General features: G+C 68.1%; 21 protein-coding genes and 1 pseudogene. 5 read left to right on the forward strand and 17 right to left on the reverse strand.

All coding sequences use genetic code 11. From position 1 onward, the window contains the following. Nucleotides 1–28: 28 nt before the first annotated feature. From C1A30_RS06575 to recO, 3 genes are read right to left on the reverse strand one after another with little or no spacing between them, the layout of a single operon-like run. Complete coding sequence (locus tag C1A30_RS06575; protein WP_101947371.1) at nt 29–436, reverse strand: hypothetical protein; 408 nt, start codon at nt 434–436, stop codon at nt 29–31. Then, the gene (locus tag C1A30_RS06580; protein ID WP_200828176.1) at nt 436–1,326 is read right to left on the reverse strand and encodes a decaprenyl diphosphate synthase; all 891 of its coding nucleotides are present in this window, start codon (nt 1,324–1,326) and stop codon (nt 436–438) included. Before C1A30_RS06580 ends, C1A30_RS06575 begins: the two co-directional genes overlap by 1 nt. Then, nucleotides 1,265–2,131: a DNA repair protein RecO gene (gene recO, locus C1A30_RS06585; RefSeq protein WP_101947373.1), complete on the reverse strand. Its 867-nt coding sequence runs from the start codon at nt 2,129–2,131 to the stop codon at nt 1,265–1,267. Before recO ends, C1A30_RS06580 begins: the two co-directional genes overlap by 62 nt. A 63-nt stretch (nt 2,132–2,194) precedes the next feature. Here recO and C1A30_RS06590 point away from each other — a divergent pair, with 63 nt between their 5' ends. Both C1A30_RS06590 and C1A30_RS06595 read left to right on the forward strand, forming a co-directional pair. Next, entirely contained in the window at nt 2,195–3,709 is a 1,515-nt protein-coding gene (locus tag C1A30_RS06590) for an amidase (protein ID WP_101947374.1), read from the forward strand. A gap of 19 nt (nt 3,710–3,728) precedes the next feature. After that, nucleotides 3,729–4,193 (forward strand): annotated as a pseudogene (locus C1A30_RS06595) (CAP domain-containing protein); the annotation flags it as partial. Nucleotides 4,194–4,195: 2 nt separating this feature from the next. Here C1A30_RS06595 and C1A30_RS06600 read toward each other — a convergent pair. Continuing rightward, nucleotides 4,196–5,044 carry an SDR family oxidoreductase gene (locus tag C1A30_RS06600; protein WP_101947376.1) on the reverse strand — a complete coding sequence of 283 codons (849 nt, stop codon included), beginning with the start codon at nt 5,042–5,044 and terminating at the stop codon, nt 4,196–4,198. A gap of 52 nt (nt 5,045–5,096) precedes the next feature. Here C1A30_RS06600 and C1A30_RS06605 point away from each other — a divergent pair, with 52 nt between their 5' ends. Further along, entirely contained in the window at nt 5,097–5,666 is a 570-nt protein-coding gene (locus C1A30_RS06605) for a TetR/AcrR family transcriptional regulator (RefSeq protein ID WP_101947377.1), read from the forward strand. Between the two features lie 107 nt (nt 5,667–5,773). Further along, nucleotides 5,774–6,232: a hypothetical protein gene (locus C1A30_RS06610; RefSeq protein ID WP_200828177.1), complete on the forward strand. Its 459-nt coding sequence runs from the start codon at nt 5,774–5,776 to the stop codon at nt 6,230–6,232. A gap of 5 nt (nt 6,233–6,237) precedes the next feature. On the opposite strand, the gene era is transcribed toward C1A30_RS06610, so the two are convergent. From era to hrcA, 9 genes are read right to left on the reverse strand one after another with little or no spacing between them, the layout of a single operon-like run. Further along, a complete protein-coding gene (era, locus tag C1A30_RS06615; protein ID WP_101947378.1) occupies nt 6,238–7,137 on the reverse strand; it encodes a GTPase Era in 900 nt (299 codons plus the stop codon). Then, a complete protein-coding gene (locus C1A30_RS06620; protein WP_101947379.1) occupies nt 7,134–7,451 on the reverse strand; it encodes a cytidine deaminase in 318 nt (105 codons plus the stop codon). Before C1A30_RS06620 ends, era begins: the two co-directional genes overlap by 4 nt. Beyond that, nucleotides 7,444–8,736 (reverse strand): hemolysin family protein, encoded by a 1,293-nt coding sequence (locus C1A30_RS06625; protein WP_101947380.1) that lies wholly within the window; start codon nt 8,734–8,736, stop codon nt 7,444–7,446. The genes C1A30_RS06620 and C1A30_RS06625 overlap by 8 nt, the downstream gene beginning before the upstream one ends. Beyond that, the gene (ybeY, locus tag C1A30_RS06630) at nt 8,733–9,269 is read right to left on the reverse strand and encodes an rRNA maturation RNase YbeY (RefSeq protein ID WP_101947693.1); all 537 of its coding nucleotides are present in this window, start codon (nt 9,267–9,269) and stop codon (nt 8,733–8,735) included. The genes C1A30_RS06625 and ybeY overlap by 4 nt, the downstream gene beginning before the upstream one ends. Nucleotides 9,270–9,273: 4 nt before the next feature. Continuing rightward, entirely contained in the window at nt 9,274–10,311 is a 1,038-nt protein-coding gene (locus C1A30_RS06635; protein ID WP_101947381.1) for a PhoH family protein, read from the reverse strand. Nucleotides 10,312–10,347: 36 nt separating this feature from the next. Continuing rightward, complete coding sequence (locus C1A30_RS06640; RefSeq protein ID WP_160112704.1) at nt 10,348–10,941, reverse strand: YdcF family protein; 594 nt, start codon at nt 10,939–10,941, stop codon at nt 10,348–10,350. Then, nucleotides 10,938–11,681 (reverse strand): 16S rRNA (uracil(1498)-N(3))-methyltransferase, encoded by a 744-nt coding sequence (locus C1A30_RS06645; RefSeq protein ID WP_101947383.1) that lies wholly within the window; start codon nt 11,679–11,681, stop codon nt 10,938–10,940. Before C1A30_RS06645 ends, C1A30_RS06640 begins: the two co-directional genes overlap by 4 nt. Before the next feature lie 3 nt (nt 11,682–11,684). Beyond that, nucleotides 11,685–12,827 (reverse strand): molecular chaperone DnaJ, encoded by a 1,143-nt coding sequence (gene dnaJ / locus C1A30_RS06650; RefSeq protein WP_101947384.1) that lies wholly within the window; start codon nt 12,825–12,827, stop codon nt 11,685–11,687. Nucleotides 12,828–12,858: 31 nt separating this feature from the next. After that, nucleotides 12,859–13,887 carry a heat-inducible transcriptional repressor HrcA gene (hrcA, locus tag C1A30_RS06655; protein ID WP_101947385.1) on the reverse strand — a complete coding sequence of 343 codons (1,029 nt, stop codon included), beginning with the start codon at nt 13,885–13,887 and terminating at the stop codon, nt 12,859–12,861. A 160-nt stretch (nt 13,888–14,047) separates the two neighbouring features. Between hrcA and C1A30_RS06660 the strand changes: the two genes are divergently transcribed. After that, complete coding sequence (locus C1A30_RS06660) at nt 14,048–14,362, forward strand: type II toxin-antitoxin system VapB family antitoxin (RefSeq protein WP_101947386.1); 315 nt, start codon at nt 14,048–14,050, stop codon at nt 14,360–14,362. Here the strand turns inward: C1A30_RS06660 and C1A30_RS06665 are convergent. The 4 genes from C1A30_RS06665 to C1A30_RS06680 all read right to left on the reverse strand — a co-directional run bounded on the left by C1A30_RS06665 (nt 14,312) and on the right by C1A30_RS06680 (nt 20,820). After that, nucleotides 14,312–14,980, reverse strand: a complete 669-nt coding sequence (locus C1A30_RS06665; protein ID WP_101947387.1) for a DUF998 domain-containing protein — start codon at nt 14,978–14,980, stop codon at nt 14,312–14,314. The two genes, C1A30_RS06660 and C1A30_RS06665, sit on opposite strands and share 51 nt — an antisense overlap. 92 nt (nt 14,981–15,072) lie before the next feature. After that, on the reverse strand, nt 15,073–15,288 hold the full coding sequence (locus C1A30_RS06670) for an MbtH family protein (RefSeq protein WP_101947388.1): 216 nt from the start codon (nt 15,286–15,288) through the stop codon (nt 15,073–15,075). Beyond that, entirely contained in the window at nt 15,266–16,552 is a 1,287-nt protein-coding gene (mbtG, locus tag C1A30_RS06675) for an NADPH-dependent L-lysine N(6)-monooxygenase MbtG (RefSeq protein ID WP_101947389.1), read from the reverse strand. Before mbtG ends, C1A30_RS06670 begins: the two co-directional genes overlap by 23 nt. Further along, on the reverse strand, nt 16,549–20,820 hold the full coding sequence (locus C1A30_RS06680; protein ID WP_101947694.1) for a non-ribosomal peptide synthetase: 4,272 nt from the start codon (nt 20,818–20,820) through the stop codon (nt 16,549–16,551). The genes mbtG and C1A30_RS06680 overlap by 4 nt, the downstream gene beginning before the upstream one ends. Nucleotides 20,821–20,827: the final 7 nt, after the last annotated feature.

A 20,827-nucleotide genomic window follows, 5' to 3' on the forward strand; every position in this document is an offset into this window, starting at 1 on the left:
CGAAACGTGACTTTCGTCGAAACGAGCGCTAGCCGGCCAGGTCGCGACGAATGTCGGCACCCGTGGTGAGCACCAGCAGGATCAGCGTGCGCAGCGCCTCGTCAGCCAATCCGGCGCCGGGAAAGTTGTAGCGCAGCAAGACATCGCCGGCCTTCTTCGAATTGCCTTTGGCGCCAGCGCTTTTCTCCACCAGCGAGACCGTGCCGAGCAGCGTGTTGCGCGCATGCCTCGCGACCTTGTTGCGCAGTTTGGCGTCCACTGGCAGGTCCCAGGCCAGGATCTGCGTCAGCGACACCATGTCGAGTCCCTCGGCGATGGTCACCACACGCAGGGATGCGATGGTGTCGTCATGGCGGACGGTGAGCGCACCGTCGTCCTCCTGCTGAACCGACAGGATGTCGTCGAGGACCGAAGCGAGCCTCTGCTCCAGCGCCATCAGGCCCGCCCGAATCTGCGGTTGCGGTTGACGTACTCCTCGCACGCCTCCCACAGGTCGCGTCGGTCGTAATCCGGCCACAGCTTGTCCTGGAAGACGTATTCGGCGTACGCGGCCTGCCAGAGCAGGAAGTTGCTGGCCCGCTGCTCCCCCGACGTGCGGATGAACAGGTCGACGTCCGGGATGTCGGCGCGATGCAGGTGCTTGGCAAACATCGCCTCGCTGATCCGGTTCGGGTTGACCTTGCCGTCGGCGGCTTCCTGGGCGAGCTCGCGAGCCGCCTCGACGATCTCGGTGCGGCCGCCGTAGTTGACGCAGTAGTTGATGGTGATGACGTCGTTTCCGACCGTCATCTGCTCGGCGATGTCGAACTCCTTGATGACGCTGCGCCACATCCGCGGACGTGAGCCCACCCAGCGCATGTTCACGCCCATGTCGTTGAGGTTCTCCCGCCGCCTGCGGACCACCTCGCGGTTGAATCCCATCAAAAAACGCACCTCCTCGGTGCTGCGTTTCCAGTTCTCGGTGGAGAACGCGTACACCGTCAGGTGCTTGATGCCGATTTCGATGGCCCCGCAGGTGATGTCGATGAGCACCGCCTCGCCCATCTTGTGGCCCTCGGTGCGGTGCAGGCCGCGTTGCGTCGCCCACCGCCCGTTGCCGTCCATCACGACGGCGACGTGGTTGGGCACCTGGTCGGCGGGGATCTGCGGGGCCGCGGCCTTCGAGGTGTGTTGCGGTGGCCGCGCGAACCTGCCATTGGTATGCGGCGGCAGGTCAGGAAACACCACCGGCCACGACGACTTGTCGGGAAACGTCGGATAGTCGTCAGGCGCCGGGGGCAGCTGTGGGTAGCTGGTCTTCGCCCGCTTGATCGCCATGGCTGACATCCTGCCCGAACACCGAAACGCGATGCTCAGCAGCCACCGCGGTGCGGTGATCGGCAAGTGTGCGATCTATCCGGTAGCCCCGTTCGACCAGCGGCAATGTCCGCAGCTGACGTTCCAGATGCCACTGCAGATGCGCGGCCACCAACCCGCTGGCCTGGCTGCGGTACGACGGCGTCGACGCCTGCGCGTGCTCCCAGTCGCCGTCGTAGAGCGCAGCCATCAGGTCGAGCACGCCTTGCGGCGGGGTGGCCGACCCGGACGGCCTGCAATGCACGCACACGCTGCCGCCCGCCCCGACGTGAAACGCCCGATGCGGACCGGGGGTGGCGCAGCGGGCGCATTCGGTCAGCGCAGGCGCCCAGCCCGCGATTCCCATGGCGCGCAACAGATAAGCGTCGAGCACGAGTTCCCGGGGACGACTACCGTCGGCGACCGCCCGCAGCGCGGCCACGGTGAGCCGGTGCAGCGCGGGCACCGGGGCCCGCTCCTCCCCCGCCAGCCGCTCGGCGGTCTCCAGCACCGCGCACGCGCAGGTGTAACGGCCGTAGTCGTTGACGATGTCGGTGGCGAACGCGTCGATGGCCTGCACCTGGGTGACGATGTCGAGGTTGCGGCCGGGATGCAGCTGAACGTCGATGTGCGCGAACGGTTCCAGCCGCGCCCCGAACTTGCTGCGGGTGCGCCGCACCCCCTTGGCCACCGCGCGCACCAACCCGTGGTCACGGGTGAGCAGGGTGACGATCCGGTCGGCCTCGCCGAGCTTGTGCTGGCGCAGCACCACCGCCCGGTCTCGATACAGCCGCATTAAGAAAGTCTCTCACCATGCTCTGACAGTTGCTGGTTGGCAACGCCGATATTCTTGTACGCGATGGTCGAATCCTCGAAACGCCACACCCGATTTCCCACGATCACCACCCAGCTTTACCAGCTTGCCGCAGGCACAGTGACGTCGGATCAACTGGTACGGCGATCACTTGACGCCATCGACGAGAGCCAGTCGACGCTCAACGCGTTCCGGGTGGTGTTGCACGAGAGCGCCTTGGCCGAGGCCGAGGCCGCCGACCGGAAACGTGAAGCGGGAGTAGAACTTCCGTTGCTCGGCATCCCGATGGCGGTCAAAGACGACGTCGACGTCGCTGGCGTGCCCACCCGGTTCGGCACTGACGGGAACGTCACGCCGGCGGACCGCGACTCCGAGGTGGTGCGCCGATTGCGGGCCGCGGGCGCCGTCATCGTCGGCAAGACCAACACCTGCGAACTGGGTCAGTGGCCGTTCACCAGCGGACCAGCGTTCGGGCACACCCGCAATCCGTGGTCGAGCGAACACACCCCTGGCGGCTCGTCGGGTGGCAGCGCGGCGGCCGTCGCGGCCGGATTGGTGGCGGCGGCCATCGGTTCCGACGGCGCGGGCAGCGTGCGGATCCCCGCGGCGTGGACACATCTGGTCGGCATCAAGCCGCAGCGCGGCCGCATCTCCACCTGGCCGCTGCCCGAGGCGTTCAACGGCATCACGGTCAACGGCGTGCTGGCGCGGACGGTGACGGACGCGGCGCTGGTGCTCGACGCCGCGTCCGGTAACGCGCAGGGCGATCTGCATCAGCCGCCGCCGGTGCGGGTGTCGGATTTCGTCGCGCAGGCACCGGGCCCGCTGAAGATCGCGATGTCGACGAAGTTCCCGTACACCGTCTTCAAAGCCAAACTGCACCCGGAGATCCGGGCGGCCATGCAGACGGTCGCCGGTCAACTCGAACAACTGGGTCACACGGTGGTCGAGGCCGACCCCGACTACAACCTGCAAATGTCATGGAGCTTCCTGTCCCGGTCGACGGCAGGGTTGCTGGACTGGGTGGATCGCCTCGGCCCGAACGTAAATCTGGACAAGCGGACGTTGGCCAACACCAGAACCGGGTGGCTGTTGTCGCAGCACACGCTGCGCAAGGCCCGCGCCAGGGAGGCGAAGGCGCAGCGCCGCATCGGGTGGACCTTCAACCTGTACGACGTGGTGCTCGCGCCGACCACCGCACTGCCCCCGCCGCGCGTCACCGACTTCGATCACCGCGGCGGGCTGTCCACCGACCGCGCGATGATCCGCGCATGCCCGGTGACCTGGCCGTGGAACCTGTTGGGGTGGCCGTCGATCAATGTGCCCGCCGGGTTCACCTACGGCGGGCTGCCGATCGGGGTGCAGCTGATGGGGCCGGCCAACAGTGAGCCGCTGCTGATCTCGCTGGCCGCCGAGTTGGAGGCCCTCAACGGTTGGGCGCTGCGCCAGCCCGAGGTGTGGTGGGACCGCAGGCAACAGGTCGCGACGCCTGCGCCGGTTCCCGAGGCCACTTTGGGCAATCTTGTCGCTGACGAGCCGGTTCGCGACGAGGTCGCGTAATCTCCCGAACGTGGCACTTATCCGGCATGCGCTGCCCGTAGCGGCGGTGGTGGTTGCCGCCGTGGCCGGCATGCCTTCAGCGAATGCCGACAACAAGCGGCTCAACGACGGTGTGGTGGCCAACGTCTACACCATCCAGCATCAGGCCGGCTGCACCAACGACGTGAAGATCAATCCGAAGCTGCAGTTGGCCGCCGAGTGGCATGCCAACGACGTGCTGAACAACCGCGCGTTGGACGGGGACATCGGTTCAGACGGGTCGACACCGCAGGACCGGGCCCGCAACGCCGGCTTCGTGGGCGCCGTCGCGGAGACAGTGGCCATCAATCCCGCGCTGGCGATCAGCGGCGTCGAGATCATCAACAACTGGTACTACCGGCCCGACTACATGGCGATCATGTCGAACTGCGCCAACTCCCAGATGGGTGTGTGGTCGGTCAACAGCCTGGACCGCACCGTCGTCGTCGCGGTGTACGGCCAGCCCGCTTAACGCATTCGGAGTGCGGCGGCCAGGATTCGGTCGAGTGTCCGATCGGGCAGGATGCGCACCAGATTCAGTAGCGCGGCTTCACGGCCGACGGTGTAGCGGGTGCGTGGCTTGCGCGCCGTCACCGCCTTTGCGATCACGCGGGCGGCGGCGTCGGCAGGCAGGCCCGACTTGGTGTGCGCGGCGGTCTGCGCGGTGATGGCCTTCACCAGAGCGCCGTAGCGCCGACTCTGGTCGGGTGTCATGGCCGAGGCCAACTCATTCGCGGTGGCGATCGCGCGGTCGGGCATCTCCGTGCGGATGGCGCCCGGTTCGATCACGACCACATCGACGCCAGACGGGGCGAGCTCTCGCCGCAACGAGTCGCTGACCGCTTCGAGTGCGAATTTGGTGCTCGCATACGGACCATAGGTGGCCATCGCGATTCTGCCGCCGACCGAACTGATGTTGACGATGCGACCCTTGCTGCGGATCAGGTCCGGCAGGAGCGCTTGTGTCACCGCGACGTGGCCGAACAGGTTGACCTCGAACAGTTTTCGCCACCGGTCGATCGCGTACGCCTCGACCGGGACGTTGACTCCAATGCCTGCGTTGTTCACGATGGCCCTTACCGCTCGACCTCGCTCGCGCACCCTGTCCGCCAGCGCGCGAATGTGGTCCGGCTCGGTGATGTCGAGGATCAGCGGCTCGACCCCCGGGCCGCGGATGGCGTCTGCGTCCCGGTCGCGCCGGACGCCTGCGAGCACGAGAAACCCTCGCCGAGCCAGTTCCCGGGCGGTCGCCGCGCCGATGCCGGTCGACGCACCGGTGACAACGACGATCTCACAGGTTCCAGATGACACTGTCATCTCAATGAAGCTACGCTTTCAGATGACGTTGTCAACATAAGCTGGGTGGATCATGAATCGCATCGAGTCAGCCGCCGCCACGCGCCGCGCTCTGCTCGACGACGCCGCCGCACTGCTCGACAGCGGAGGTCCCGCCGCGGTGACGCTGCGCGAGGTCGGGGCGCGGGCAGGCGTGAGCCGCGGGGCGCCCTATCGGCACTTCGCCGACAAAGAAAGCCTGCTGACCGCGGTCGCCGCCGAGGGCTGGGAGCGTGTCGGCGATCAGATGCACGCGCTTCGCACCGACGCGCGACTTCTCCCCCGAGACAAGCTGCGCGCGGCCCTTCGCGTTCTCGTCACCGTGAGTCGCGAGCAACCGCACTTGTACCAATTGATGTTCAGCACACCGGCGGCGGACCCGACCGCGGTGGTCCGAGCCGCGCAACGCGGTTGCGACGAGTTCCTCGCGATCGTCGCCGCGGTCGTCGGCGAGCAGGATGCCCAGCGTTGCAGCGCAATACTTTTGACCGGCGCGCACGGCGCCGCGGGCCTGGAATCCAGCGGCCTGCTGCACACCGACAAATGGCACACCACCGCCGACGAACTCGTCGACGCTTTGGTCGCGATGGCCGTCGGCGCTTAGAACCCAAGGCGGCCAATCGGTCTCCAGATGTAAGGCAAACACCTTATTTCTTTGCATCTCCCGCACGGTTAGCGTCGATTCGGAGCAAGCGAACGGGGGAACGAATCATGAAGCCCAAAGCCGAATACAGCTCATTGCTGCCACTGACCGCGGCGATTGCCGCCGTCGCCGTCGCCATTCCTGCACCGGCACTGGCGGATCCGCTGCCCTACGGCCCAGATACCTGTATCCAGGGCTTCGTCTGGCGTGAAGCACGTGGCGGTGACACCGTCTGCGTCACGCCGGATGTGCGCTCGGCGGTCGCCCAACAGAACGGCACGCCGGGCGCCAACAAGGACCCCAACGCTGGGTCCGGACCGCAGTCCTGCTCGCAGGGCTACGTCTGGCGCGAGGCCTTCGACGGCGACACCATCTGCGTCACGCCCGCGTTCCGGCAGCAGATGTTCGAAGCCAACGCGGCCGCCAGCAGCCGCAAGCAGGCCAACGCACCCGCACCGGCGCCCGCGCCCGCCCCTGTACAGAACCCGTTGTGTGGCAGCGGCATCCCGTTCATACCGGGCTGCTGACACCGTCAGAACCCAAGTCGCCCAAGCTGTTTAGGGTCACGCTGCCAGTTCTTGGCGATCTTCACGCGTAGATCCAGGTACACCTTGGTGCCCAGCAGCTTCTCGATCTGCGTGCGCGCCGCGGTGCCGACCTCACGCAGTCGCGCGCCGCCCTTGCCGATCACGATGCCCTTCTGGCTGTCACGTTCGACGAACAGGTTGGCGTGCACGTCAATCAGGTCGTCGCGGCCTTCACGCGGGCTGACCTCCTCGATGACGACGGCCAGCGAGTGCGGGAGTTCGTCGCGCACACCTTCCAGCGCCGCCTCGCGGATCAGCTCGGCCATCAGCGTCTCCTCGGGCTCGTCGGTCAGCTCGCCGTCCGGGTAGAAGGCGGGCCCTGGCGGCAGTTGGTTGGCCAGCACGTCGGTCAGCACGTCGAGGTTCTCGCCGGTGGTCGCCGACACCGGAACGATCTCGGCCTCCGGGCCTGCAAGCTCGCTGACCGCGATCAGCTGCGCGGCCACCCGGTCCTTGGCCACCTTGTCGATCTTCGTGACGACGACCACCAGCGTGGTCTTCGGCGCGATGGTGCGGATCTGCTCGTAGATCCACCGGTCCCCCGGCCCGATCTTCTCGTCGGCCGGAATGCACAGGCCGATGACGTCGACCTCGGAATAGGTGTCCTTCACCAGATCGTTGAGCCGCTGCCCCAACAGCGTGCGCGGCCGGTGCAGACCGGGCGTGTCGACCAGGATGATCTGGAAGTTCTCCCGGTGCACGATGCCGCGGATGGTGTGCCGGGTGGTCTGCGGCCGGTTCGACGTGATCGCCACCTTCGCGCCCACCAGCGCGTTCGTCAGCGTCGACTTCCCGGTGTTGGGCCTGCCGACGAAGCAGACGAAGCCGGAGCGGAACTCGGTCATAGCGGTGCGCCGCTGCGGTCGGTGACGATCACCGTGGCGTCGGCCGACAATTCGCGCACCGCCGCCACGCCTGCGTCGTCGGCCGAACCGCCGACCAGCACCGCGGCCTCGAGCCCGCTCGCTCCGCTGGACACCGCGGCGGCCACGGCTGCCTGCAGCGCGGTCAATTGCAGAGCCTGGAGTGCGACCGGCGCCCCCGCATAGGTGCGGCCGTCGGCGTCACGCACCGCCGCGCCGCTGGACGCCTCGGCCCGGCCCATCGCGCCGCGCGCCAGCGTCACCAGCTTGGCGTCCTCGGCATCGAGCTCACTCATTGTCGCTCTCCTCGGGCTTCTCGGTCGGACTGACCAGGACCGTACCGACCCGGACCCGGCCGCGGTGGTCGGGCCCGCCTTCGGCGCGCAGGCGCAACCCGTCCCACGTCACCTCGGCGCCCGGTAGCGGCACGCGGCCCAGTTCCAATGCCAGCAGGCCGCCGACGGTGTCGACGTCGAGGTCCTCGTCGAACTCGATGTCGTACAGCTCACCGAGATCCTCGATCGGCAACCGCGCCGACACCCGAAAATGCTTGTCGCCCAAGTCTTCTACCGGCGCCACCTCGTCGGTGTCGTATTCGTCGGCGATCTCGCCGACGATCTCCTCCAGGACGTCCTCGATGGTGACCAGGCCGGCGATCGCGCCGTACTCGTCGACCAGCAGCGCCATGTGGTTGCGGTCGCGCTGCATCTCGTTGAGCAGCGCGTCGAGCGGTTTGGAGTCCGGCACGAACACCGCCGGGCGCATCACATCGGAGACCTTGGTGTCGCGGCCGCCGTTGGTCGAGTAATACGTCCGCTGCACAAGGTCTTTGAGGTAGACGACGCCGACCACGTCGTCGACGTTCTCGCCGATCACCGGGATCCGCGAGTGACCGCTGCGCACCGCCAGCGACGTGGCCTGACCCGCGGTCTTGTCGCTCTCGATCCACACCATCTCGGTGCGCGGCACCATCACCTCGCGTGCGGGGGTGTCGCCGAGTTCGAAGACGGACTGGATCATCCGGCGTTCGTCGTCGGCCACCACGCCGCGCTGCTGAGCCAGATCGACCACCTCACGCAGTTCGATCTCGGAAGCGAACGGGCCGTTGCGGAAACCGCGGCCAGGCGTCAGCGCGTTGCCGATCAACACCAACAGTCGGCTGATCGGGGTGAGCAGCACCGAAATCGCCTGCAGCGGAAGGGCCGCCATCAGTGAAATGCTGTAGGCATTCTGCCGTCCGACGGTGCGCGGGCCGACGCCCATCACGACGAAGCTGACCACCACCATGATCGCGGCGGCGGTGAACATCCCCCAGCCGACGCCCAGCAGGCCGTCCAGGTAGGCGACCAGCAGCACCGTCGCCGTCACTTCGCATGTGATACGCAGCAGCACAACGAGATTGATGTAGCGCGGCCGCTCAACCATCACCCGGGCCAGCCGCACGGCGCCGGGGCGCTCGTCGCGCACCAGTTCCTCGACGCGGGCCACCGACACGGTGCTGACCGCGGCGTCGATGGCCGCGAACAGGCCGCCGAGACCAATGAGCGCGATCGCGCCGATCAGGGGGCCGATGCCGGTCACGGTTCGTCGAAATATCGGGACTTGTCCAGCAGTCGCCGGTCCTTCTCGGACTGGCGGTCCTGGTGGTAAGCCTCGACCTGGTCGGCCACCCACTCCTCGAGCAGTTGGCGCTGCAGCGCGAACATTTCCTTCTCCTCGTCCGGCTCGGCGTGGTCGTAGCCGAGCAGGTGCAGGACGCCGTGCACGGTCAGCAGCGCAAGCTCCTGACCGAGCGTGTGACCGGCCGTGGTGGCCTGCTGCGCCGCGAACTCCGGGCACAGCACGATGTCACCGAGCATCGACGGACCTGGCTCCGGAGCGTCGGGCCTGCCGCCCGGTTCGAGCTCGTCCATCGGGAAGCTCATCACGTCGGTGGGCCCCGGCAGGTCCATCCAGCGCATGTGCAGATCGGCCATCGCGGCGGTGTCGAGCAGCACCATCGACAGCTCCGCCGCGGGGTTGACCTTCATCTTGCGGATGACGAACCGTGCGACGCTGATCAATTCCTCTTCGGAGACGTCGATGCCCGACTCGTTGGACACCTCGATGGTCACGCGCTCACCTTCGCGGTCTTGCGGCACCGGAAGCGCGCCGCTGGGCCCGGTTCATCAGTGCGGGCTCTTCGGATTTGGCGTAGGCGTCGACGATGTCGGACACCAGTCGGTGTCGTACTACGTCGGCACTGGTGAGCTCGGAGAAGTGGATGTCGTCGATGTTGTCGAGAATCCGCATCGCCGCACGCAGACCCGAGGCCGCACCGCCGGGCAGGTCGACCTGCGTGATGTCGCCCGTCACAACGATTTTCGAATTGAAACCGAGCCGGGTGAGGAACATCTTCATCTGCTCCCCGGTGGTGTTCTGCGCCTCGTCGAGGATGATGAACGCGTCGGAGAGGGTCCGGCCACGCATATACGCCAGCGGTGCGACCTCGATGATCCCGGCGTTCATCAACTTCGGGATCGATTCGGGATCCATCATGTCGTACAGCGCGTCGTACAGCGGGCGCAGGTACGGGTCGATCTTCTCGCTCAGGGTGCCCGGTAGGAAACCGAGTCGCTCGCCAGCCTCCACCGCGGGGCGGGTCAGGATGATCCGGTTGACCTGTTTGGTCTGTAATGCGTTGACCGCCTTGGCCATTGCCAGATACGTCTTGCCGGTGCCCGCAGGGCCGATGCCGAACACGATGGTGTGGTTGTCGATCGCGTCGACGTATCGCTTCTGGTTCAACGTCTTCGGCCGGATCGTCTTGCCGCGCCGCGACAGGATGTCGAGTGTCAGCACCTCGGCGGGCGATTCGTCACCGGTGCCGGTCAGCATCGCGACACTGTGTCGGACGGCGTCGGGTGTCAGCCGTTGACCGCTGGCGACAATCGCGACCAGTTCGGAGATCACCCGCTCGGCGAGCGCCACATCGGCCGGTTCACCGGACAGGGTCAGGGCGTTGCCGCGCGCGTGGATGTCGGCGGCGAGGATGTTTTCGAGTGCGCGCAGATTCTCGTCGGCGGAACCCAGCAGGCCCACAACGAGGTCGGGCGGAACATTGATGCTGCTGCGAACGGGCGAGTCCGAGTCAGCGTTCGTCTCGCGGGGCGTCACGTGGGGTTTTCTGCCTGCTTTCTTGGTTGTGGCCGTTCAGGTTCGCTCTCGAATACCCAGTTTACCGTCCTGGGCACGGACGTACCGGTATCCGTCGTAGGCCAGCAACACCGCGTGCAGGGCTCCCCACTCGAACGGCAGGTAGTCGCGGGTCCGGACCAGCTTTTTCGCCGCGTCCGGCGACTGGTCGGCCAGGATCGCCCTGGCGCGCAGCGCGTGGAAGGTGTTCGACGCGATCTTGATCGCCGGGCTGTCGGCAAGGAAGGGCAGCGCGTTGGCGATGTTCTCCTCAGTCGTCGTCGAGCGGTCTTCGATCACGATGTTGCCGGGTGGCAGATGCAGCACCCGCACCGCGTAGTCGGCCATCATCTGCGCTTCGGAAACCCGGGTTCGCACGGCGCCGCCGCAGAACACGAACCGGGCGACGCTCGGATCGGTGGAACGCACCGCGATGCGGACCCGCCAGCGGTGCAGTGGCACCAGCGGGCACCCCAGCACCAGGACCGTTTCGCCGGCTTCGACGCGACCGGCATCGGTGCCGCCGGCGGGCAGCAACGCCCGCGAGGCCGCCCAGGTCGCGAACTCGACCGCACCCAGCGCGGCGGCCACCACCGCGACGGTCCACTTCACGACCGCCACCGCGCGGTCAGCACGCCGAGCGCCCCCAACGCCACCGCCGCTGCGGTCGAGGTCCGCAGCACCGTTGGCCCCAACCGGACCGCCGTCGCACCCGCGTCGGAGAGCACCGCGATCTCGTCGTCGGAGACACCGCCCTCCGGACCGACCACCAGCCACAACGAACCCGCTTGCGACAGCGGCACTTCGGTGAGTTTGACGGTCGCACTCTCGTGTAACACCAGCACGGCGGCGGTGCTGTCGGCCATCTGCGCGGCCAGTTGCGCCGTCGACACCACACCAGTGACCGATGGAATGTACGGGCGCCGCGACTGCCGCGCCGCCGACCGCGCGACCGCGTCCCACCGGCGCAGGCCTTTGTCGATCTTCGCCGCGGATTCCCACCGCGCCACGCACCGCTGGGCCTGCCACGCGACGAACGCGTCGGCACCGGCCTCGGTGGCCAACTCGATCGCGAGTTCGGAGCGGTCCGACTTGGGCAGCGCCTGCACCACGGTGACGGACGGCGATGCGGGTTCGACCGTCGTCCGGTCGAGCACTTTCGCCGTCAGGCGGCCCTTGACGACCTCCTCGACGACGCAGTGCGCCACGGTGCCTGCGCCGTCGCCGAGGTCGAGTTCCTCGCCGGCCCGGATGCGCCGGACGTTGGCCGCGTGAAAGCCCTCTTCGCCGTCGACGACCGCGAGCTCACCGATCGAGGGCAGCGCCTCGACGTAAAACAGCGCGCGCACCAAAGATCAACGGCCGGTGAAGGTTTCGCGCAACCTGCTGAAGAAGCCGCTGCCCGTCGCGGCGCTCTGGGTGGACCGGACCTCGGTGACGTCGCGGGTGCGCTTCTCCTTGAATTGCTGCAGCAGTTCGATGTCCTCGTGGTCGAGTCGCGTCGGCACCACCACCTCGATGTGGGCGTGCAGGTCGCCGCGCACCCCTGAGCGCAGATGCGGCATTCCGTGGCCGCGCAACGTCGTCACCGAACCGGGTTGCGTGCCCGCGGGGATGGTCAGTTCGGTCGGACCGTCGATGATCGCGTCGACGGTGACCGTCGTGCCCAGCGCGGCGTCGACCATCGGCACCGAGACGGTGCAGTGCAGGTCGTCGCCGTCGCGGACGAACACCTCATGCGGCTTCTCGTGTACCTCGACGTACAGGTCGCCCGCGGGGCCGCCGCCGGGACCGACCTCACCCTGGGCGGCGAGACGAACCCGCATCCCGTCGCCGACGCCTGCCGGGATCTTGACGCTGATGTCGCGGCGCGCCCGCACCCTGCCGTCGCCGCCGCAGCGGTGGCACGGATCGGGGATGACCTCGCCGACGCCGCCGCACACCGGGCACGGCCGCGACGTCATCACCTGACCGAGCAGCGAGCGCTGCACCGTCTGGATCTCGCCGCGTCCGCCGCAGGTGTCGCAGGCGACGGGCGTCGAATTCCCGTTGGTGCCCTTGCCGTGGCACAGATCGCACAGCACCGCGGTGTCGACGGTCACCTGTTTGGTCACGCCGGTGGCGCATTCCTCCAGGTCCAGCCGCATCCGCAGCAGCGAGTCCGAACCGGGCCGCACCCGGCCGATGGGGCCGCGCGACGTGGTTCCACCGCCGAAGAACGCCTCGAACACGTCCCCGAGCCCGCCGAAACCGGCGAACCCGTTGCCCGCGGCGGCCGCGTTCTCCAGCGGGTCGCCGCCCAGATCGACGATGCGCCGCTTCTCCGGGTCGCTCAGCACCTCGTAGGCGACGCTGATCTCCTTGAACCGGGCCTGGGCCTCTTCGTCGGGGTTGACGTCGGGGTGCAGTTCACGAGCAAGCTTCCGATAGGCGCGTTTGATCTCCGAATCGCTGGCCCCCCTGCTCACTCCGAGTTGCCCGTAGTAATCGCGTGCCACGCTTGACCTTGCCTACCTTTTCTCAGCCGAGTTACCGGCTACCCAAGACTTCGCCTATATAGAGAGCAACCGCAGCGACATTAGCGATAGTTCCCGGATAGTCCATCCGCGTGGGTCCCAGAACGCCCATGCCTCCGTATACCTTGCCCGAACTGCCGTAAGCGGTGGAGACCACCGAGGTGCCCGCCATCTGTTCGGCCTCGGTCTCGTGCCCGATCCGCACGGTCACCTTGCCGGCTTCCTGCTGGGCCGCGAGCAGTCGCAACACCACGACCTGCTCCTCCAGCGCCTCCATCACCGAACGCAGCGAGCCGCCGAAGTCCGCGGTGTTCTGCGCCAGGTTGGCGGTGCCGCCGAGGACCAGACGTTCCTCGCTGTGCTCGACCAGCGTCTCCACCAGCACGGTGGCCGCCCTGCCGACCGCATCGGCGAGCCGGCCGCCGTTGAGCTGCGACGCCAGATCAGACACCGCCATCGAGGCGGCGGCCAGCGGTTTGCCTTCCATGGCCTGGCCGAGCCGGTCGCGCAGTTGGGACAGTTCGTGGTCGTCGATGGCGTCGCCGAGTTCGACGATGCGCTGGTCGATGCGGCCGGAGTCGGTGATCACCACCAGCAGCAGCCGGGCCGGGGTCAACGCGACCACCTCGAGGCGTCGCACACTCGACGTGCTCAGCGTCGGGTATTGCACGATGGCCACCTGGCGGGTGAGCTGGGCCAGCAGCCGCACGGCGCGGCGCAGCACGTCGTCGAGGTCGACACCGGATTCGAGGAATGTCAGAATCGCGCGCCGCTCGGAGGACGACAGCGGTTTGACGTCGTCGAGGCGGTCGACGAACTCGCGGTACCCCTTTTCCGTCGGCACCCGGCCCGAACTGGTGTGCGGTTGGGTGATGTAGCCCTCGGCTTCCAGCACCGCCATGTCGTTGCGGACGGTGGCGCTGGACACCCCCAGGTTGTGCCGTTCCACGAGCGTCTTCGAACCGATCGGCTCCTTGGTGGCGACGAAGTCGGCGACGATGGCGCGCAGCACCTCGAAGCGGCGGTCGTCGGCGCTACCCAATTGGTCACCTCCCCGTCAACAGACACAAGCATGCAGTCTGTACCCATTTTACGGGCATCATCTGGGCGGATACCGCGCGAGCAGGTGTTCGCGTGGCGGATAGCTCGGTTACGACTAGCCTTTGGCCTGTGACCCCGACACCACCTGTGAGATCACGCCGATGATCTTCAAGGGAGTGCGGGAGGGCAAGCCCTACCCCGAGCACGGTCTGTCCCAACGGCAATGGGCGCAGATCCCGCCCCGGCAGATTCGTCTCGACGAGTTGGTCACCACCACCACGGTGCTGGCGCTGGACCGGTTGCTGTCCGAGGATTCGACGTTCTACGGCGACCTGTTTCCGCACGCGGTGCGGTGGAAGGGCATCGTCTACCTGGAGGACGGCCTGCACCGCGCGGTGCGGGCGGCGCTGCGGAACAGGACGGTGCTACACGCTCGCGTGTTCGACATGGACGTCCCGCTTGCGCAGCAGACCTAGCGCCACCGCGGCACTGAACACCTGCCACGCCAGGATCGAATAGACCGGTACGCGTTCGACGATGCCGACGGGTGCGTACCGGTAGGTCCACAGGTTGTAGTTGGCCAGCATCAGGAACGCGACGATGCCTGTCGCAGCGATCAGCAGCGACACCAGGCGGTACCACCAGCGGGCGCCCACAGCGCGGGCGACGATTCCGGATCCCGCGATGATCGCGAAGTTGCCCGCGATGAACACCAGCAGGGCGCCGGTCATGTGCAACTGCATGCCCTCGCCTTTGGCCAGCGGAGAACCGCCGTGCACGGTGGCGACCAGGAAGTAGCCGACGGTGGCGGCGGTGGTGAGCAACAGGAAGAACACGCCGCGCCGTCCCGAGGCGCGCGTCAGCAAAGCCGCGCCGACGAGCATCAGCGCGCCCTGCAAGTAGAAGGCGCCGTTCATCAACCACGCGAACCGGCCCCAAGCCGGCACGCCGAGCACGCTGATGTAGTGGTGCAGGTAGCTGTAGTGGCCTTTGACGTTGGCCGCGGCGAGTTTCTCGACCGCCAGATACACGGCGGCGGCAACGATCCAGACGACGGCGCCGCCCTTCACGAGTCGCGCGCGGTTGGTCGTCACCGCACCAACGGTAGGCCACCGCTGCGTCGAAACGGCATTCCAGCACGCCTTCACTCGAACTTTGCGTGCACGGATGCAGTCTCGGCGAGAGCTCAGTCGGCCGCCATCGCCTCGCGCAAACTACGTGGCCGGATATCGGTCCAGTGTTCCTCGACGTAGGCCAGACACTGCGCGCGGGTGGCATCACCGAACACGACGCGCCAGCCGTCGGGGACGGCGACGAACGTGGGCCACAGGCTGTGCTGGTCCTCGTCGTTGACCAACACGAAGAAGGTGCCGTTGTCGTCATCGAATGGGTTGGTGCTCATCGCTTCTCCTGATCGAGGCTCGGTCGGTGGTCACGTCCGCGCCGAGGATGCGGTCGGACAGTAGCCCTAGGCAGCTGAGGTTCGGGAATCCGGGGCCCTGGGTCAGTCCGGACAGCCCGGGCAGGAACAGTTTCGGTGTGACGCCGTCGACGGCCAGGTCGTGGCCGATGGCCTCCTGCAACGCGTCACCGGTCAGCGGGCCGCCGAGCCCGAGCTCCAGCAGATCCAGCGCGTCCTGGCTCAACAGCGGCACGAACCACAGCCCGTCGGCCCCGGAGCCGTCGATCACCAGATCGAATCCGTGCACGGTCTCCAGTGCCTCAGCGCCGCGATTCGTGCTCAGCGTCAACCGAATTCGCTCGTCGCGGGGCACGGCGTGCGCGACGCGACCGCGCAGGTGCCGGATCCGGTCGTCAGCGAGCAGCGCGTCCTGCACCCGCGCCGAGAACACCCCGCGGTCGGTGCGCGCCAACGCATCGCGCCGCTCCGCCAGCGTCAGGCTCGCCCAATGGGTGGGGTCCGAATAAAGCGTGTTCTCGAAGAAGCCCTCCCCGCGGGTGAACAGGGTGACCGCAGGCGAGATGACTGTGATGGTCGAAACCCGGTGCCGGAACAGCTCGTTGAGCATCGACGCGGCGGTCTCGCCGCCGCCGATCACCGCGACCCGCTCTGCGGTCAGCAGTTCGCGCTGCGCTGCGCGCCGCCAGAACTGCGCGATCGACAGCACCCGCGGATGCCCCGGCAGGATCGACCGCTCGGCCTGTCCCGGTCCGGTGATCATGACGGCGTCGGCGGACACGGTCCGCTCGGATGTGTGCAGTGCCCACCGGCGGCCGTCGAGCGTGATCCGGCGTACGTCACCGGCGACGACGGTCATGTCGACGTTCTCAGCGACCCAGCGTAGGTACTGACTCCACTTGCGGTGGGTCGGCGCGGATCTGCCGCGGTCCACCCATTCGGCGAACTGCCCGGTGCTGATCAGATACGACTGCCAACTGTGCCGGACCATCCGCTCGTCGAGTTCGGCGTTGCGGCCCGCCACCAGCGAGGAGCGGTACGGGAACCCGACGTCCTTCTCGGGGCTGGTCCCCAGTCGGTGCTGACCGTCCGTCCACCCGCCGTCTGCGTGCCAGTTGGCCGCGACGCCAGTGCGTTCGACGGCGACGACGTCGGGCGCCTCGACGCCCATCGCCCGCAGTTCGGTGGCCTTTGCGGCGACGGCGACGGCTTTCGCGCCTGCCCCGACGATGGCGAGTGTGCTCATGGCGCAACCTCTTTCAACGCGTCCAGCCACATCGCCTGCAGCGTCGCGACGTCGTCGGCGGACAGGATGTCGGGCAGCGTGCGCCACTGCGTCGCCAACACCGGTGCGTCGGCGTCGCCGACGATCGCGGCGTTGATCGTCAACTCGTAGCGCACGGCGACGTCGGGTTCCGGCAGCGTCGACACCCCGGCGAGCAGTCCTCGGTCCAACCGCATTCCGTCGCGGCCGCCGCCGAAGTGCAAACGGCCCAGGTAATTGAGCAGCAACTGCGGTTCGGGATGGGCCCGCAGCCGCTGCGCGCTGTCGGGTCGCAGATAGCGCAGCAGGCCGTAGTCGATTCCGTCGCCGGGGATGTCGTCGAACACGGTCGGCGCGGGTATGCGCAGCGGGTACACCGCGCTCAGCAGTCCGACGGTGTCGGACGTATCGGCATCGGAGGTGACGGCGTCCGCCCTGCCGTGCGTCTCGATGGCCAGCAGCGGAACGGGGTTGGGCTGGCCGCGGTGTCGCCGCCAGGTTTGCACCATGCGGGCCGCGGCCGACGCCAGCAGGTGGGTGATCGGTTGCGTTGCGTTGAGCAGGCGGGCGCTCACTTCCTCGTCGGTGGCGCACATCGTGATCGTGACGTCGCCGACCCGGTCGGTGTCCGGACGGACCCGGCGTGCACCCAGATCGGGATCCCCGCCCGCGAGTTGGGCCAGCCAGTAGTCGCAGCTATCCAGCACCGCCGCCCGCTCGGTGAGCAGTTGTGACCAGCGCCGGTGGCTGGTGTGCTCGCGCACCGGGGTTGGGTCGCGACCGTCGGCCAGAGCGCGCCACCCGGCGTCGAGTTCACCGAGGACGATTCGCCACGACGCCGGGTCCATGGCCAACACGTGCGCCGTCAGCACCAGCACGCCCGCCTCGCGCAGCCAGACGGCGTCGAACATCACGCCGTTTTCGGGATCGATGCGCTCGACGGACTTGCGTGCCTGCTCGGCGACGGCCGCGGTCGGATCACCTACGCCCGTCACTTCGACGATGTCGACGATGACGGGATTCTCGACCAGCGTCATCGAATCGCGGTCCAGTCGGCTCCGCAACGCGGCGTGGCCGTCAACGATGTTCTGCAGCAATGCTTTCAGCTGCTCGCCGGTGATGCCCTCTGGCAGCCGGATCGCTTCGGTCTGCGCGAGCCGCCGCGGCTCGCCGTACTCGTAGAGCCAGCGCGCATTGGACAGCAGCGGGATCGGGCCGCCGCCGTCGTCGGCAGCATCGATGCTCACCGATTCGCTGTCCACCGCCGCGGCGAGTTCACGGATCGTGCCGCACTCGAGCAGCAGCCGCGCCCGCAGCGGGATGCCACGCTGCCGCGCCGCCTGCACCACCGAGAGCGCGACGATGCTGTCCATGCCCTGGCGGACCAGGTCGGCGGTCACGTCGAGGCGATCGGTTTCCAGTACCTCGGCCATCAACCCGGCCAGCGCGGCCTCCGTCGGGGTTTCCGGTCGCGCTGCGGGCTCGTCGACGGCGGCAGGCAACGCCGCGAGCGCGGCCTCGTCCACCTTGCCGTGTGTGGTCAGCGGCATCTCGTTGAGGACGACGATGCGGTGCGGAATCATGTAGTGCGGCAACCGTTTCGACAGCATGGCGCGAAGTCCGGCCACGTCCGGTGTCGGGTCGGCGACGACGTATGCGGTCAGCCGCGGCGCGGTGCCCTGCTTGGTCACGGCGACGTAGGCATGACGCACCGCCGGGTCGGTGTGCAGCACCGCCGCGATCTCGGCGGGTTCGACGCGGAATCCGCGGATCTTGACCTGCGTGTCGGAGCGACCGAGGAATCGCAGCGCCCGATCGTGGCGGCGGCGCACCACATCCCCGGTCCGGTACATCCGCTCCCCCGGCACGAACGGGTCCGCGACGAACCGGCCCGCCGTCTCACCGGGGCGCCCGAGGTAGCCGCGCGTCAACTGGCCGCCCGCCAGATACAGTTCACCCGGCACGCCGACGGGCACCGGCCGCAACCAGGAGTCGAGCACGTACGCCCGGCTCGGTGCGGTGGGCCCGCCGATGGTGGGCTCCTCGTGGTCGGCAATCGTGGCGACCACCGCCTCTACGGTGGATTCGGTTGGGCCGTAACAGTTGTAGGCCGCCATGCCGGCGCGGGCGCATTCGTCGCGGATCGAGGTCCACGCGGGGATTCCGACGGCCTCGCCGCCGAGCGCGAGCACGGCGAGCGGAACGGTGGTCAGCAACCCCACCGCCTGCAACTGGGCGAACATCGACGGCGTGGTGTCGATCATGTCGATGCCGTAGCGGGCGATCGTGTCGACCAGCGTCTCGGCGTCGCGTTGTGTGTCGTCGTCGACCAGGTGCACGGTGTGCCCGTCGAGCAGGGCGGCCAGCGGCTGCCATGCGGCGTCGAAGGTGAACGACCACGCGTGCGCCACTCGAAGCGGTCGGCGCAGCCGGGTCGCCGCTGGCCGCAACACGTTTCGGGCGTGGTCGGCCGCGTAGGCGAGCAGCGCCTGATGGGTTCCGACGACACCTTTCGGCGTCCCGGTGGTGCCCGAGGTGAACACGACGTAGGCGGCCTGCCCCGGAGCGACGGCGGCGGCCGCGAAGTCGATCGAGTGCGCCGTGTCGAAATCGTCGTCGATGACGATCGACGCACCGGTCTGGGCGATGATGCCTTCGATACGCTCGGCGGGCATCGCCGGGTCGAGCGGAACGATCACGCCGCCGGCCTTCAGCACACCCAGCATCGCGACCACGTAGTCCGGGCTTCGGGTCAGGGTGATCGCCACCGGTGTCTCTGCCCGTACGCCTTCGGCGACGAGCGCGGCGGCGACCCGACCTGCGGCCTCGTCGAGTTGTCGGTAGGTGTACTGGCCGCCGGACCACGCCAAGGCGACGGATCCGGCTTTGGTGGCGGCGATTTCGGTGAACCGGGTGTGCACACCGCCCGTGGCGGGCGCTGCCGCCGCGGACGCGGTGTCGTCGTGTTCACCGTCGAGCAGGACGCTGATGTCGCGAAGCGGGGCGTTCCAGCCGCGGATCAGTCGCTGCACGGTCGCGAGCAGTCGGCGGCCCAGCGACTGCGGTGTCATCAGGCCGAGCGCGCCGTCGATCACCTCGATCAGCAGGCTCAACTCACCATCGGTGAGGTGAGCGGCGACGGTCACCGGGAAGTGCGACAGGCTTTCCAGCGCCGCGGGATAAAAGGTGGCGCCGTTGGCGGTGAACTCGTCGCCGCCGACAAGCCCGCCGGGAGGGAAGTTCTCGTACACCAGCAGGCTGTCGAACAGCTCCCCGATGCCCGCCAGTGCCCGCAATTCGGCGTGGCCGAGGTAGCTGTGGTGGCGCATCAGCGCAGCGTCGCGCTGCAACGCCGCGCATTGGACGCCGACCCGCTCGGCGGGGTCGAGGCGGACCCGCAGCGGCACCGTGTTGATGAACAGCCCGACCATCGTCTCGACGCCGGTCAGCTCGCCCGGCCGACCCGATACGGTGACCCCGAAGACCACGTCGTCGCGGTCGGTGACCGCCGACAGGATTGTGGCCCAGGCGAATTGGACGACCGTGTTCACGGTGACGCCGAGCGACCGCACGGCCGCCACGAGCCGTTGCGTGTCTTCGGCGTCGAGTGTCACTTCGGTGCGGTGCGGGCTGCCCACCGGTGGCTCACCCGCGGTGAGCGCGGGGGTCATGAGCGTCGGCCCGTCGATTCCGGCGAGGTGATCGCGCCACAGCGCGCGACTGGCCTGCTGATCACGCCGGGCCAGCCAGCCGATGTAGTCGCGGTAGGGCCGCGGTGGTGGCGGCAGCGCCGCGGTGTCCCCGCCGGCGCGGTACAGCGTGATCAGTTCGCCGACGAACAGCGGCAGCGACCAGCCGTCGATGATGATGTGGTGCGCGACGATGACCAGACGCCAATGCGATTGCGGCACTTCGATCAGCAGGAAGCGGATCGCGGGGCCGTGTTCGAGGTCGAACGGTCGCCGTCGCTCGTCGGCGTCGAGCGCGGCCACCTCATCGGGTGTCGCGGTGACGTGCCGCCACGGCACGTCGACACGGGCGGGAACGACCTGCACCGGTCGGCTCTGGTCGGCGCGCAGGAAGCTGGCCCGCAGATTCGGGTGCCGTGCCAACATCGTCGCGGCGCAGTCGCGCAGCAGGTTGGCGTCGAGAACGCCGGTGATGTCGGCGGCCATCGCGATCACGTACGGGTCGTGGTCGGACAGCGCCGCCATGGAGTAGAGCCCCTGCTGCAGCGGGCTCAGCGCCATCACGTCT

It is taken from the genome of Mycobacterium sp. 3519A (assembly GCF_900240945.1).
GTDB lineage: Bacteria > Actinomycetota > Actinomycetes > Mycobacteriales > Mycobacteriaceae > Mycobacterium.

Excerpts from the sequence above, each read along its gene's own strand:
- C1A30_RS06660 (WP_101947386.1), top strand. The coding sequence starts at position 14,048 with ATGATCTTCAAGGGAGTGCGGGAGGGCAAGCCCTACCCCGAGCACGGT.
- mbtG (WP_101947389.1), bottom strand. The coding sequence starts at position 16,552 with ATGAGCACACTCGCCATCGTCGGGGCAGGCGCGAAAGCCGTCGCCGTC.
- C1A30_RS06575 (WP_101947371.1), bottom strand. The coding sequence starts at position 436 with ATGGCGCTGGAGCAGAGGCTCGCTTCGGTCCTCGACGACATCCTGTCG.
- era (WP_101947378.1), bottom strand. The coding sequence starts at position 7,137 with ATGACCGAGTTCCGCTCCGGCTTCGTCTGCTTCGTCGGCAGGCCCAAC.
- C1A30_RS06620 (WP_101947379.1), bottom strand. The coding sequence starts at position 7,451 with ATGAGTGAGCTCGATGCCGAGGACGCCAAGCTGGTGACGCTGGCGCGC.
- C1A30_RS06680 (WP_101947694.1), bottom strand. The coding sequence starts at position 20,820 with ATGGCGCTGAGCCCGCTGCAGCAGGGGCTCTACTCCATGGCGGCGCTG.
- C1A30_RS06610 (WP_200828177.1), top strand. The coding sequence starts at position 5,774 with ATGAAGCCCAAAGCCGAATACAGCTCATTGCTGCCACTGACCGCGGCG.
- recO (WP_101947373.1), bottom strand. The coding sequence starts at position 2,131 with ATGCGGCTGTATCGAGACCGGGCGGTGGTGCTGCGCCAGCACAAGCTC.
- C1A30_RS06605 (WP_101947377.1), top strand. The coding sequence starts at position 5,097 with ATGAATCGCATCGAGTCAGCCGCCGCCACGCGCCGCGCTCTGCTCGAC.
- C1A30_RS06670 (WP_101947388.1), bottom strand. The coding sequence starts at position 15,288 with ATGAGCACCAACCCATTCGATGACGACAACGGCACCTTCTTCGTGTTG.
- C1A30_RS06590 (WP_101947374.1), top strand. The coding sequence starts at position 2,195 with ATGGTCGAATCCTCGAAACGCCACACCCGATTTCCCACGATCACCACC.
- C1A30_RS06580 (WP_200828176.1), bottom strand. The coding sequence starts at position 1,326 with ATGTCAGCCATGGCGATCAAGCGGGCGAAGACCAGCTACCCACAGCTG.
- C1A30_RS06600 (WP_101947376.1), bottom strand. The coding sequence starts at position 5,044 with ATGACAGTGTCATCTGGAACCTGTGAGATCGTCGTTGTCACCGGTGCG.